Here is a 13,152-nt window from a genome sequence, read left to right on the forward strand (position 1 = left end):
CCGGGTTCCCGGCCGCCGGGCGGTCAGATGATGCCGAACAGCATGCCCGCCGCGAGGATGACGAGACAGGTCAGGGCGGCCCACTTGACGACGAACTTCGTGTGGTCGCCGAACTCGACCTTCGCCATGCCCACGAGCACGTACACGGCCGGGACGAGCGGGCTCGACATGTGCAGCGGCTGGCCGACGAGGGAGGCGCGGGCCATCTCCAGCGGGGTGACGCCGTGCGCCGCGCCGGCCTCGGCGAGGACGGGCAGGACACCGAAGTAGAAGCCGTCGTTGGACATGAAGTACGTGAGCGGCAGGCTCAGCAGTCCGGTGACCAGGGCCATGTGCGGGCCCATGCCGCTCGGGATGACGTCGACCATCCACTTGGCCATGCTGTCGACCATGCCGGTGCCCTGGAGCACTCCGGTGAAGACGGCGGCGGCGAAGACCATGCCGGAGACGTTCAGGACGTTGTCGGCGTGGGCGGCGAGGCGGGCCTTCTGGTCCGGGATGTGCGGGAAGTTCACGGTGAGCACGAGCGCGGCGCCGAGCAGGAACAGCACCGGGATCGGCAGCCACTCCATGATCATGGCGGTGAGCAGGGCGACCGTGGTGAGCGCGTTGAACCAGTACAGCTTGGGGCGCAGGGTGGCCCGGTTCGGGTCGAGGGCCCGGAAGCGCTCGTCCTCCTCCTCGGCGTCCTCGGCGTCCTCGGCGCCGTGCGCGCCCCCGGGGCCGTGCTCGGCGTCGGTGCCGGAGCCGGAGCCGGCCGTCCTGGCCGTCTTGGCCGCACCGGAGCCGCCGGAGCCGCCGGCGCCCACGAGGACCGTCTCGGTCTCCTTCTCCTCGGCCTTCTCGCCCACCAGGGCCTGGTCGAGGGTGAGCACGCCGAGGCGCTTGCGCTCGCGCAGGCCGAGGAAGTACGCCATGACGAACACGGCCAGCAGACCGACGGCCAGGGCCGGGATCATCGGCACGAAGATGTCGCTGGCGTCGAGCTTGAGCGCGGTGGCGGCACGGGCGGTCGGGCCGCCCCAGGGCAGCGTGTTCATCACGCCGTTGGCCATCGCCGCGACGCCCGTCATCACGACGAGGCTCATCTTCAGGCGCTTGTAGAGCGGGTACATCGCCGAGACCGTGATCATGAAGGTCGTCGAGCCGTCGCCGTCGAGCGAGACGATCGCGGCGAGGATCGCCGTGCCGACGACCACGCGCATCGGGTCGGCCTTGCAGAACTTCAGGATGCCCCGAACGATCGGGTCGAAGAGGCCGACGTCGATCATCACACCGAAGTAGACGATCGCGAACATGAGCATCGCCGCGGTGGGCGCGAGACTGGTGACGCCTTCGATGACGTAGTCACCGAGCTTTGCGCCCTTTCCGACGAACACACAGAACAGTGCCGGAATCAGTACGAGCGCCGCGATCGGCGACATCTTCTTCATCATGATCAGGACCAGGAAGGTCGCGATCATGGCGAAGCCGAGGATGGTCAGCATGAGTGGATACCTAACGTTCGCCCTTGAACATCCCGCGAGGGCCGGGGGTGCGACGACGTTAGGTCCCGCCGAGCGGAGTTAACAAGACGTTGACATGAGAGCAATAAGCGCAAAACTCCAGGTCAGAGCTTTGCTCAGGTCAGCGGCGTGATCGGGGGCGCCAGCGGGACGACCTCGACGGGCACTCCGTTGAGCACCGCGTTGCCCGAGAGCGGGTCGAGCAGGCTGCCGTCGAGGAGCTGGTTGACGTTGACGCCGGGGTCGGTGGCGGCGTGGCCGAGGCGGGTGCCGGGGCGGTCGTGGCCCCAGCCGTGGGGCAGGCTCACCACCCCGGGGCGGACGCCGTCGGTGACCTCGGCGGGGGCGCTGACCTCTCCCCCGGCGCCCTTGAGGCGGACGGCCGCGCCGTGCCGTACACCGAGCCGTGCGGCGTCCTCGGGGTGGATCTGCAGGGTGCAGCGGTTGGAACCGCCGGTCAGGGCGGGCACGTTGTGCATCCAGCTGTTGTTGGAGCGCAGATGGCGGCGGCCGACGAGGACGAGCCCGGCGGGGCGCTCCCGCAGTGCCGCGCGCAGCCGGGGCAGATCGCCGGCGAGGGGGCCGGGCAGCAGCTCCACCTTGCCGCTGGCGGTCTTCAGCGGCTGCGGCAGGCGGGGCTTCAGCGGTCCGAGGTCGATGCCGTGCGGACGGGCGAGCAGCCTGTCGAGGCTCAGCCCGTCGGGGCGTACGCCGAAGCCGTCGCCGTAGGGGCCGAGGCGCAGCATCATGTCGAGGCGGCGCTCGGGGCCGTTCACTCCGGTGAGGCGCGCGGCGAGGTCCTTCGGGTCGCGGCCGTGCACCGGGGAGTGCGGCTCCTTCACCGCCTTGCCGAGGGTCTGGTCGAGGACCGTCGCGTCCACGGCGGCGGGGTCGGCGCCGTGCATGCCGGTCGCGGCCAGGACCAGCCTCGCCAGGATCTCGGTCTCGGCCATGCGGCCGGGCTCCAGCGGGACCGGGGGGCGGGTGTAGCGGACCTGGTTGCGCACGGCGAGGGCGTTGAACGCGAAGTCGTGGTGCGGGCTCTGCGACGGCGGGGGCGGCGGCAGCACGACATGGGCGTGGCGGGAGGTCTCGTTGAGGTACGGATCGACGCTGACCATGAAGTCCAGGGAGCCGAGGGCCTTGTCGAGGCGGTCGCCGTCGGGGGCCGACAGGACCGGGTTGGAGGCGACGGCCACGAGGGCGCGGATCGGTTCGCCCGTGTCGGTGGCGGTGTCGATCTCCTCGGCGAGCGCGGACAGCGGCAGCTCGCCCTTGGCCTCGGGGTGCCGGCTCACCCGGGAGTGCCAGCGCCCGAGGGCGAAGCCGCGGCCGGGGCCGGCGGGGCGGGGCGTCCTGTCGGTGGCGGCCTGCGGGAAGAGGGCGCCGCCGGGGCGGTCGAGGTTGCCGGTGAGGACGTTGAGGACGTCGACGAGCCAGCTGGCGAGGGTGCCGTGGGCGACGGTGCAGCTGCCGATGCGCGCGTAGACGGCGGCGGTGGGGGCGGCGGCCAGTTCGCGGGCCAGGGCGCGGATCGTGGCCGGGTCCACGTCGCAGGCGCCGGCGACGGCCTCGGGGGTGAAGTCGGCCATCTCCGCGCGGAGTTCCGCGACCCCCTGGACGTGCGGCGCGAGCTCACCGAGGGCGACCAGGTCCTCCGCGAAGAGCACGGACGCCATCGCCGCCAGCAGCAGCGCGTCGGCGCCCGGCCGGATCGCGACGTGCCGGTCGGCGAGCCGGGCGGTGCGGGTGCGGCGGGGGTCGACGACGGTGAGGGTGCCGCCGCGGGCCCTGAGCGCCTTCAGCCTGCCGGGGAAGTCGGGCGCGGTGCACAGGCTCCCGTTGGACTCCAGGGGGTTGGCGCCGATCAGCAGCAGGTGGTCGGTGCGGTCGAGGTCGGGGACGGGGATCGCGTGGGCGTCGCCGAAGAGCAGTCCGCTGGAGACGTGCTTGGGCATCTGGTCGACCGTGGAGGCGGTGAACAGGCTGCGGGTGCGCAGGCCGGCGATCAGGACCGGCGGATACAGCGCGCCGGCCACGGTGTGCACGTTGGGGTTGCCGAGCACGACGCCGACCGCGTGCGGTCCGTACCGCTCGACGACGGGCCGGATGCCGGCGGCGACGGCGTCGAACGCCTCCTCCCAGGTGGCCTCCCGCAGCTCGCCGTCGCGGCGCACGAGCGGGGCGCGCAGCCGGTCGGGGTCGCCGTCGACGGCCCCGAAGGACGCGCCCTTCGGGCAGATGAACCCCTTGCTGAACACGTCGTCCCGGTCGCCCCGGGCTCCGGTGACCTCGGTCCCCTCGATGGTGAGGGTGAGGCCGCAGGTGGCTTCGCACAGGGGGCAGATGCGCAGGGCGGTGCGGGACACGGGTCCTCCCGGGGTGGCGGCCGCGGTGGCGCGGTTCACGGCACCGAGCATACCGACCGGTACGCATGGTGGGGAGCCCCCGCGGGGGACGGGACCGCGCGGGCGGCGCCGGCCGCCCGGGGGCTCAGTCCAGCACCCGGGCCAGATACGCCCGCAGCATCTCCCGCGCCTCCCCGATGATCCGCTCGTCCCCCTCGGGGACCATCCGGAAGGCGAGGTGGACGAGGGTGTCGGCGGTCTCCACGGCGACGAGGAAGACGCGGCGCAGCTCCTCGTCGGGCTCGCGGCCGAGATAACCGGAGAGCAGGTCGGTGAGGCGGTCGGCGACGCGGTGGTTGGGCCCGCCGCGGGTGCCGACGGGGATCTGGTTGCCGAAGTCGACCAGCGAGAAGCCGGGCGCGGTGCGCTTCATGGCGATGTACTCGTCGAGCACGGCGTCCATCGCCGCGCGCCAGCCGCCGTCGCCCGCCTGCGGCAGCCGCTCGGTCACCCGGGTCGCGTACCGGTCGAGGTTGCGCTGGGCCAGGGCGTCGGCCATCTGCCGCTTGTTGCCGAAGAAGCGGTAGACCGAGCCGATGGGCACACCGGCGCGCTCGGCGACGGCCCTGGTGCTCAGGTCGTCGTAGCCGACCTCGTCGAGCAGGGCGGCGCAGGCGTCGAGGATCCTGGTGAGCCGTTCGGCGCTGCGCCGCTGGACCGGGGCGCGGCGAAGCGATGCGGGATGGGGCACGCCGCTCATGATGCCTCTCCGGCCCGCCCCGGCGCACAGCGGCCCCCGGGCGGGGCGCAGGTCCCGGACGCGCCTCCGGAGCCCCGCGGCGGGGCGCCCTCGCCCGCCTGCGACGCCGTGACGTCGGCCGTGCTCTGCACGGGGTCGGCGTCCACCGCCCACACGGTGCCGTCGTCGGCGTAGAGCCGGACGGTGACCTGGTGCGTGCCGCGCGGGACGAGGGAGGCCGGGAGGCGGTAGGCGGGGGCGCGCAGTTCGGTGACCGGGCGGCCGTCCACGAAGAGGCGGGCGGTGCCCCGTCCCGCGACGGCGCGCGGCTCGGCGTCCGCGGGCGAGAACCGGAAGCGGCGCACGGTCAGGCGTACGTCCCAGGTGCCGCCGCCGCCACGGGGGTCCGGCTGGACCTCGATGCCGACCTCGGGCGCGTCGCGCGCGGCCACCTCGCGGTAGCGCCTGCCCTGGTCGTCGGTGTCGTCGAGGACCTTGCCGGCCGGCGCGGCCGGCGCCTCCTCGGCCCGGCCGCGCGCGTCGTCGGTGCCGCAGCCCACGGATCCGGCCAGCACCAGGACGCAGACCGCGGACGCGCCCAGAAGGTTCCGTGTCCACGACATGTTCGGAGACTAGAACAGCGGTCCGACACCCGGATCCCCCTTGAGTCGGGTTCGCGTAGTCCTCCGTGAGGAGTCCGGCCGCTCTCTTGCGCAACGGAAATCGCAATCCTACGGTAAAGCATAGGAATCAGATCTCAAGGAGCGATCATGAGCGATGGGGCCACCTCCCGCGCGGGCGTGTCCGGTCTCGCGGAGGCGCGGAAGGCCGCGGAAGGGCTGACCTACCTCTCCGGCTTCGGCAACGAACACAGCTCGGAGGCGGTACCGGGCGCCCTGCCGCACGGCCGCAACGCACCCCAGCGCGCGCCGCTGGGCCTGTACGCGGAGCAGTTGAGCGGTTCGGCGTTCACCGAGCCCAGGGCGCACAACCGCCGCTCCTGGCTGTACCGCATCAGGCCCTCGGCCGCGCATCCGGCGTTCACCCGCGCGGACAACGGCGCGATCCGTACGGCCCCCTTCGCCGAGTCGGTGCCCGACCCGAACCGGCTGCGCTGGAACCCGCTGCCCGAGCCCGCCCCCGGCACCGACTTCCTCGCCGGGCTGTGGACCCTCGGCGGCAACGGCGACGCCGCCCGGCGCACCGGCATGGCCGTGCACCTCTACCACGCCAACGCCTCGATGGACCGCGTCCTCAGCGACGCCGACGGCGAGCTGCTGATCGTGCCCGAGCGCGGCGGGCTGCTGCTGCGCACCGAGTTCGGGCTCCTCCATGTGGAGCCGGGACATGTGGCGCTGATCCCCCGTGGGGTGCGCTTCCGTGTGGAGCTGCTGGAGGACTCGGCCCGGGGCTATGTGTGCGAGAACTATGGGGCGCCCTTCCACCTCCCCGACCTGGGCCCGATCGGCGCCAACGGACTCGCCAACGCACGGGACTTCCTGGCGCCGGTCGCCGCGTACGAGGACGTGGAGGGGCCGGTGGAGGTGGTCAACAAGTTCTGCGGCAACCTCTGGACGGCGACCTACGCGCACTCCCCGCTCGACGTGGTCGCCTGGCACGGCACCCATGTGCCCTACCTCTACGACCTGCGCCGGTTCAATGTGCTCGGCACCATCTCCTACGACCATCCCGACCCGTCGATCTTCACGGTGCTGACGTCCCCGTCGGACACCCCGGGCCTCGCCGGCGTCGACTTCGTGGTGTTCGCCCCGCGCTGGCTGGTCGGCGAGGACACCTTCCGGCCGCCGTACTTCCACCGCAACGTGATGAGCGAGTACATGGGGCTGGTCGAGGGCGCCTACGACGCCAAGGCCGAGGGGTTCGTGCCGGGTGGCGGCTCGCTGCACAACATGATGTCGGCGCACGGCCCGGACCGGGAGACGTTCGACCGCGCGAGCGCGGCCGAGCTGAGGCCGCAGAAGGTCGACGACGGCCTGGCGTTCATGTTCGAGACCCGCTGGCCGGTGACGCTGACCGCGCAGGCGGCGGGCGCCGGCCATCTGCAACAGCGCTACGACGACGTCTGGCAGGGACTGGAGCGCCACTTCCGCCCATTGCACTGACCGCGCCGCGAAAGGTACGGATAGCCGGTGACCTCCTTCGCCCCGGACTCCATCGTCCTGAACCGCAAGCTGCCGCTCTGGTACCAGGTCTCGCAGTCGCTGCGCGCCTCGATACTGGGCCGCCGACCGCAGGACCCGCTGCGGCTGCCCACCGAGGAGCAGTTGGCGGAGCACTACGGCGTGAGCGTGCTGACCATGCGGCAGGCGCTGAAGGAGCTGGAGGACGAGGGTCTGATCACGCGCCGTCGCAGGCGCGGCACGTTCATCGAGCCGGACGCCCGCCGGGGCGCCCCCGTGCGGCTGCTCGGCTCGGTGGACGCGATCGTGGCCCAGCAGTCCGGCATGGCGACCGAACTGCTGGACCACGGCAGACGGCCGGTGCCCGCCGAGGTCGCCGAGCACTTCCCGGACCTCGACGAGGTGGCCGTGTACCACCGCCTGCGCAGTGACGAGAAGAGCGGCGAGCCGACCAATCACGCCCGCAACTACGTCCGCCCCGAACTCGCCGCCCGCATCGACCTGGACGACCTCGTGCGCTGGCCGATGACCAAGGTGCTGCGGGACGTCGTCGGGGCGGACATCAGCCGCATCACGGACACCGTGGAGGCCCGGCTCGCGGACCCGGAGACGGCGAGGCTGCTCCGGGTCCCGCTGCTGAGCCCGATCCTGCACTACACGGGTGTGACGTACGACGCGGCCGGGCGGGTGCTGGACGCGGCGGTCATCCACTACCGGGGCGACCGCTTCTCCTTCACGGTGACCCTGGAGGCGACCTGACCCCCGCGGCGCGGGCACCCCGTACGATGCCGAGCGTGACGCACGACGACGCTCCGCCGCTGGCGGACCTCATGCCGTGGTCCGTCGCACCGCCCAGGCTCGGCCGGGGGTGGCCGGCGGGCCCCGACGCGGCGTCCCTGAAGGCCCGCTGGGACGCTTTCGTCAAGGCGGAGGGCCCTGACCGGGAGGCCCTGCTGGAGCCGACCCGCTCCCGCACCCTGCACTCCGCGGTCGGGCGGCTGCCCGGCGGTCGCGCCGGGACGGAGAAGCTGGTCCGCGCCTCGGGTCCCTGCCCGGAGCCGGTGCGCGTCCTGCACGCCCCCTTCGACGAGCAGTGGCTGATCCCCGACCACCGGCTGATCGACGCGGCCCGCCCGGAGCTGTGGCGGGTCGCAGACGAGCAGCAGGTCTTCGTGCTGGAGACGCCGGAGTCCGGCCTGCTGGCGACCTCCGCGCTCCCGCTGGTCCGGCCGGGCCGCGTCCGCCCGCTGTACCGCCGCCCGTGCGGTGAGGAACCCAACCTGGCGCCCGGCCTCGTGGAGCACCTGCGGGACCGGCTCGGCGGGCCGGTCGAGCCGCTGGACCTCCTGGCCTGGACGCTCGCCGCGGTACGCCCCGACCTCACCGTCCCGCTCACCGCGGACCCGGAACTCTGGGCGCGCGGCGTGGAGTCGGGCCGTCGCGCCCTGTGGCTGATGCGCCGCGACGGCGACCGCCCGAAGCTGCCCGGCGGCCGCCGCCCGTACGTCCGCGCGCCGCTCCCCGCCCGCCCGCTCACGCTGGACTACGACCGCGACGGGGAGGCCCTGCTGCTGGACGGGGGCCGCATCTCACCGGTCCCGCCGCAGGTGTGGGAGTACGAGGTGGCGGGCGTGAGGGTCCTGGAGCAGTGGTTCACCGCCCGTGTCACGGAGCCCGAGCCCGGCACCCTGGCCGCGATCCGCCCGCGGGCCTGGCCGCAGGCGTGGACGTCGGAGCTCCTGGAACTGATCGCGGTCCTGGCCCTGCTGGCGGAACTCCGGCCGCTGGACGCGGAGTCGGCGCCGGCCGTCACCGCGACGGACCTGCGCAGGGCGGGCGTCCTGCCGCCCCCGGAGCCGACACGCCGCCCGGCCTCGGTCCTGGACCACCACGAGGAGGGGCCGGAGGGCCAGTTCGCGTTGATCTGAACCGATCTGGGGCGCCAGTGCTGCGACCGGGAAGGTTCACCGGCTCGCGACGCCCGGCACGTCCCCGGAGCTCTGCGGGCAGGAGGGGCCCCGGGCGGCGCTGTCGCCTCACCGAGTACGTCCGGGTACGCGGGTGACGCTCCGCCTTGCGAGACACCGCACCGGACGCCGCGGGCCTGCGGCAGACCTGCCCGGCCAGGGGGCGCCGAGTGGCGCGGGGCGGGCGATCACCCCGCCCGCACTTCGGCGGGGCGGGGACTGACACCCCGGGTGGGGAGATCCGGGGTTCATGGGGCCGTCTCGTCGGCGTCCGTGCGCGGCGGGGGCGTTGCGCGGGGGACGCGGGCCGGTGAGCGAGACGGGAGGGTGGACCGGGGGGCGTGCCCGCGCTCGGGTAGCGCTCCGGGGCACCGCTGCTTGCCGTGGGGATGACGGCGGCGGCAGCGCGGTGCCGGGACGGATTCCGCCACCGGGCGCGGGCCTCGTGAGTCGCGCGAGGAACGCCGGTACGGCTCAGCGCCCGCCGAAGAGCGAACGCCGGAGCCGGCGGAGCGGGGCGAAGAGCGAGACCCGGCGGACGCGCGCGCCGCGGTCGCTGCGCTCGTGCGTCCTGTCGCGTGCCGTCAGTTCGAGCATCAGCGACGTCGCCTCGGCCGCCTCCCGCTGGGGCACGGCGGGACCCGCCAGCACCGAGAGATGGCGGTCGAGACGCGAGCTGCTCGCACCGCTCCCGCAGGTGATCGCAGGGACCCTGGCCCTGTTGCGCACTGTTATCTGTTCCATGTCACTCCCCACCCGTACGAGTCCACCCGGCCCCGGGCAGGTTAACCCTATCGTCCCGATGAGGCACTCGTGTATCGAGGTCACAGGATTCACCTTCCCCGTAAGGGTGTTGACGACTCCTCCGCCACTACTCTCCGAATCCGACCGAATTCAGGGCGAGTTGGACAACCGGCTGGCTGGTGGGCTGCGGTGAGCCCCCGTCGGGCTCGACGGTCACGGCCAGTGACGTCACGGACTTGTCCAGGCCGGTCGCGACCAGGGGGGTGCCGCCCTCGAAAACGCCCAGGGAGCGTGGTTGCGCGCCGGGGCGCATGCCCCAGAGCTGATGCACCCGTCCGTTCGGCAGTCCGCCGTAGCCGCTCAGGGTGACGACCGCTCGTCCCGCCGTCGCGGAGGCCACCACTCCGATCCGCCGGCCCCCCGCGTCCCGGCCGGCGGCCGCGCGGGCGTCCGGGGCCGCGAGGACGGCGGCGATCTCGCTCGCGCGGGCCCGCTGCGCGTCCAGCTCCTGCTGGGTCCGGCCGGCCTGGACGGCGAACAGGGAGGCGACGACGAGCGCCGCGGCGGCCGTGGCCGTGGCGAACGGCACGAACAAGGGGCGCGCCCTGGGCGCACGGTTGCGCGGCGGCGGCTGGTTCCCCCAGACGTGTGGCGGCAGTTGCGGGGCACGCGCGCGTGCGGGCTCCCGCCCGGCGGGCTCCTGGGCGGTCGTACGGACGGCGGCCAGGACCCGGTCGCGCAGCGCGGGCGGTGCGGGGGCGGCCGTCGACCAGGCGAGCCGGACGGCGTCCTCGGTGAGCGCGCGCACCTCGGCCGGGCAGACGTCGCAGGTCCGCAGGTGTTTCTCGAAGCGCAGCCGCTCGCCGGGCTCCAGCGCGTCGAGGGCGTAGGGGGCGGCGAGGGAGTGCAGGTCCTCGCGGCGCAGCAGGCGGTCGGCGAAGCTCACGCGACTCCTCCCAGGCACTTGCGCAGCTGGGTGAGTCCGTCGCGCATCCGGGTCTTGACCGTGCCCAGCGGCAGGGAGAGCCGCTCGGCCACTTCGCGGTAGGTGTAGCCGTCGTAGTAGGCGAGGGTGACCGACTGGCGCTGGAGGGCGGTCAGGCGCTTCAGGCAGCGGCGCACCCACTCGCGTTCGAGGCCGGCCTCGACCTCCTCGGAGACGTGGTCGAAGGCCGGCGGGCTGGCGCGCAGGGCCTCGCGCTGCTCCCGCTCGCCGGCCGCGCGGACGCTGCGCACCCGGTCCACGGCGCGCCGGTGGGCGACGGTGAGCACCCACGACAGGGCGCTGCCCCGCCGGGGGTCGAACTTCGCGGCGGACCGCCACAGTTCGAGCAGCACCTCCTGCGCCACCTCCTCGGACTGGGCGGGGTCGCGCACGACCCGCCGCACGAGCCCGTACACCGGTCCGGAGACCAGTCCGTACAGCTCCTCGAACGCCTTCTGGTCACCGCCCGCCACGAGCACCAGCAGCTCGTCCGCCTCCAACTCGCCTCCCCCTCCCGCAAGACCGCATCCCGGCCGTCCTGTCCCACGAGGTATTCGCAACGCACGCACCTCCGGAAGGGGTTACGGATCAGCGGGGCGAAAACGCGGGTCCCCGGGCCGTGAAATCTGTTTCCGGGACCGACCAATCCGGCCCGGTGCGCGCTCCGAATCCCGGTGCGTCAGGCAAGTCGGCACGGAGGACGGACGGCATGACACCTACTTCCAGGAGCGGTGCGGGGCGCAAGGGCCTCGTGACCCTCATATGTGGCGCGCTGGCCGCGGGCGGGCTCGCAGCCGCCGGCGTCACCGCACTGGAGCCGGGGGCGGCCGCCGCCTCCAGCCACCGCGAGGCCCCGCTGATCTCGGGGACGCCGCAGTACGACAACACCGATGTGTACGCGTTCGTCAGCCCGGACAAGCCGGACACGACGACCATTGTGGCGAACTGGATTCCGTTCGAGGAACCCGCGGGCGGGCCCAACTTCTTCACGTTCGCCGAGGACGCCCAGTACGACATCCACATCGACAACAACGGTGACGCGCAGGGCGAACTGCTGTACCGCTTCACCTTCGACACCCGCGTCAGGAACAAGAAGACGTTCCTCTCCCACACGGGCCCGGTGGAGAGTCTGGACGACCCGGATCTCAACGTCACGCAGACGTACGACGTCGAGCTGATCAAGCTGAGGAACCAGAGGCTCGTCTCGAAGACGAAGATCGCCAACGATGTGCCGGTCGCCCCGTCGAACGCCGGCAAGGCGTCGATGCCCGACTACGCGAAGCTGCGCAAGCAGGCCGTGCGCGAACTGTACGGCGGCGCCAAGACGTTCGCCGGTCAGGCCGACGACCCGTTCTTCCTGGATCTGCGCGTCTTCGACCTGCTGTACGGCGGGAACCTCTCCGAGGTCGGCAACGACACCCTCAAGGGCTACAACGTGAACTCCATCGCGCTGCAGGTCCCGACGTCCATGATCGCCGAGTCGGCGGACCAGCCCGTCGTCGGCATCTGGTCGACGACCCAGCGCCAGAACGCCAGGGGCTCCTACGAGCAGGTCTCGCGCCTGGGCAACCCGCTGGTGAACGAGGTCGTCAACCCGCTGAAGGACAAGGACCGGTTCAACGCGTCCGCGCCCTGGAACGACGCACGGTTCCTGAAGAACGTCACCAACCCCGAACTGCCCAGGCTCATCGAGGGGATCTACAAGATCCCGGCGCCCGCGGAGCCGCGCAACGACCTGGTCGACGTCTTCCTCAAGGGCGTGAAGGGCCTCAACCAGCCGCCGCGCGTCAGGCCGTCGGAGATGCTGCGCCTGAACACGTCGATCAAGCCGACCGCGAAGCCGAAGCGGCTCGGGGTGCTCGACGGCGACAACGCCGGCTTCCCGAACGGCCGCCGCCTCACCGACGACGTGATCGACGCCTCGCTCCAGGTCGTCGAGGGGGAACTGGTGGGCTCCAAGAACGACTTGGGCGACGCGGTCGACAAGAACGACAAGAAGTTCGAGAAGTCCTTCCCCTATGTCGCCCTGCCCACCGAGGGCTCGCGCGGCCCGCTCGCCAAGGGCACGAACGGCGCGTCCGACGTCCGCAGCCAGCTCGGTGACGCGCTCCGGCCCGCCGGCGCCCCGGACGGCACGCGGAACATGGCCCTGATCGCGGGATCGGCCGGCGCCGGCGCCCTCGGCATCCTGCTGGTCGGCGGCGCCCTGCTGTGGTGGCGCCGGATGCGGGACCGGGCGTACTGACCGCCCCCGACCGCCCCCGGGGCGCCGCCCGGCCGGTCCACCGGCCCGGCCCGCGGCGTCCGTCCCCCACGGCGCGGGCCGCGCCGTCCCAGGGCGTGTTTCGAAAGGAGCGTCGTCCGCCCGCAGGGCGGGGCGGGCGGCGTCTGGTGCGTGCGATCGCAAGGCGGAGGGTCGCCCCGATACCGGATGTATCGGGGTGATCCCGACAACGCGGCGAGCATGCCTGCCAGGCGTCTCCGGGCAGGCGGGACTTTCGAAACACGCCCAAGCACCACAGAGACACGGACCGAGGAGGGGGCATGGCCCCGCGTACGAACGACGAGGCACCCGAGCCCGCGGACACTAGCGGCCCGGCGGAGCACCACGGTCAGGCCGCGGCCCCCGGCGTACGGCGGGCCGCCGTACGCCGGTTGAGCGCGCTGGCGCGACGGCGGGGCGGGGCGGGCGTTCCCGTCCCGCCGGGCCGATCGGCGCGGGA

General features: G+C 73.1%; 11 protein-coding genes. 4 read left to right on the plus strand and 7 right to left on the minus strand.

The features are described from left to right. Positions 1-23 precede the first annotated feature (23 nt). The 4 genes from SZN_RS17890 to SZN_RS17905 form a co-directional block, all read right to left on the minus strand. Entirely contained in the window at positions 24-1,487 is a 1,464-nt protein-coding gene (locus SZN_RS17890; protein ID WP_007496971.1) for a CitMHS family transporter, read from the minus strand. 134 nt (positions 1,488-1,621) lie between these two features. Beyond that, the gene (locus SZN_RS17895) at positions 1,622-3,874 is read right to left on the minus strand and encodes a molybdopterin oxidoreductase family protein (protein WP_043731442.1); all 2,253 of its coding nucleotides are present in this window, start codon (positions 3,872-3,874) and stop codon (positions 1,622-1,624) included. A 124-nt stretch (positions 3,875-3,998) separates the two neighbouring features. Further along, positions 3,999-4,613, minus strand: coding sequence for a TetR/AcrR family transcriptional regulator (locus SZN_RS17900; protein WP_007496976.1), 615 nt, complete (start codon positions 4,611-4,613; stop codon positions 3,999-4,001). Continuing rightward, entirely contained in the window at positions 4,610-5,215 is a 606-nt protein-coding gene (locus SZN_RS17905; protein ID WP_007496978.1) for a hypothetical protein, read from the minus strand. Before SZN_RS17905 ends, SZN_RS17900 begins: the two co-directional genes overlap by 4 nt. 147 nt (positions 5,216-5,362) lie before the next feature. Here SZN_RS17905 and hmgA point away from each other — a divergent pair, with 147 nt between their 5' ends. The 3 genes from hmgA to SZN_RS17920 are packed head-to-tail and all read left to right on the plus strand — an operon-like array spanning position 5,363 to position 8,661. Further along, a complete protein-coding gene (gene hmgA, locus SZN_RS17910; protein ID WP_007496979.1) occupies positions 5,363-6,715 on the plus strand; it encodes a homogentisate 1,2-dioxygenase in 1,353 nt (450 codons plus the stop codon). A gap of 27 nt (positions 6,716-6,742) precedes the next feature. Further along, positions 6,743-7,492, plus strand: coding sequence for a GntR family transcriptional regulator (locus tag SZN_RS17915; protein WP_007496982.1), 750 nt, complete (start codon positions 6,743-6,745; stop codon positions 7,490-7,492). A gap of 26 nt (positions 7,493-7,518) precedes the next feature. Next, on the plus strand, positions 7,519-8,661 hold the full coding sequence (locus SZN_RS17920; RefSeq protein ID WP_043731430.1) for a type ISP restriction/modification enzyme: 1,143 nt from the start codon (positions 7,519-7,521) through the stop codon (positions 8,659-8,661). A 513-nt stretch (positions 8,662-9,174) separates the two neighbouring features. Here the strand turns inward: SZN_RS17920 and SZN_RS17925 are convergent. The 3 genes from SZN_RS17925 to SZN_RS17935 all read right to left on the minus strand — a co-directional run bounded on the left by SZN_RS17925 (position 9,175) and on the right by SZN_RS17935 (position 10,929). Continuing rightward, a complete protein-coding gene (locus tag SZN_RS17925) occupies positions 9,175-9,444 on the minus strand; it encodes a hypothetical protein (protein ID WP_043731433.1) in 270 nt (89 codons plus the stop codon). 127 nt (positions 9,445-9,571) lie between these two features. Next, positions 9,572-10,390 carry an anti-sigma factor gene (locus tag SZN_RS17930; protein WP_007496985.1) on the minus strand — a complete coding sequence of 273 codons (819 nt, stop codon included), beginning with the start codon at positions 10,388-10,390 and terminating at the stop codon, positions 9,572-9,574. Further along, complete coding sequence (locus SZN_RS17935; RefSeq protein ID WP_007496986.1) at positions 10,387-10,929, minus strand: sigma-70 family RNA polymerase sigma factor; 543 nt, start codon at positions 10,927-10,929, stop codon at positions 10,387-10,389. Before SZN_RS17935 ends, SZN_RS17930 begins: the two co-directional genes overlap by 4 nt. Before the next feature lie 209 nt (positions 10,930-11,138). Between SZN_RS17935 and SZN_RS17940 the strand changes: the two genes are divergently transcribed. Further along, the gene (locus SZN_RS17940) at positions 11,139-12,674 is read left to right on the plus strand and encodes a DUF4331 domain-containing protein (RefSeq protein WP_043731436.1); all 1,536 of its coding nucleotides are present in this window, start codon (positions 11,139-11,141) and stop codon (positions 12,672-12,674) included. Positions 12,675-13,152 lie beyond the last annotated feature (478 nt).

Origin of the sequence: Streptomyces zinciresistens K42 (genome assembly GCF_000225525.1) — a bacterium.
Lineage (GTDB): Bacteria > Actinomycetota > Actinomycetes > Streptomycetales > Streptomycetaceae > Streptomyces > Streptomyces zinciresistens.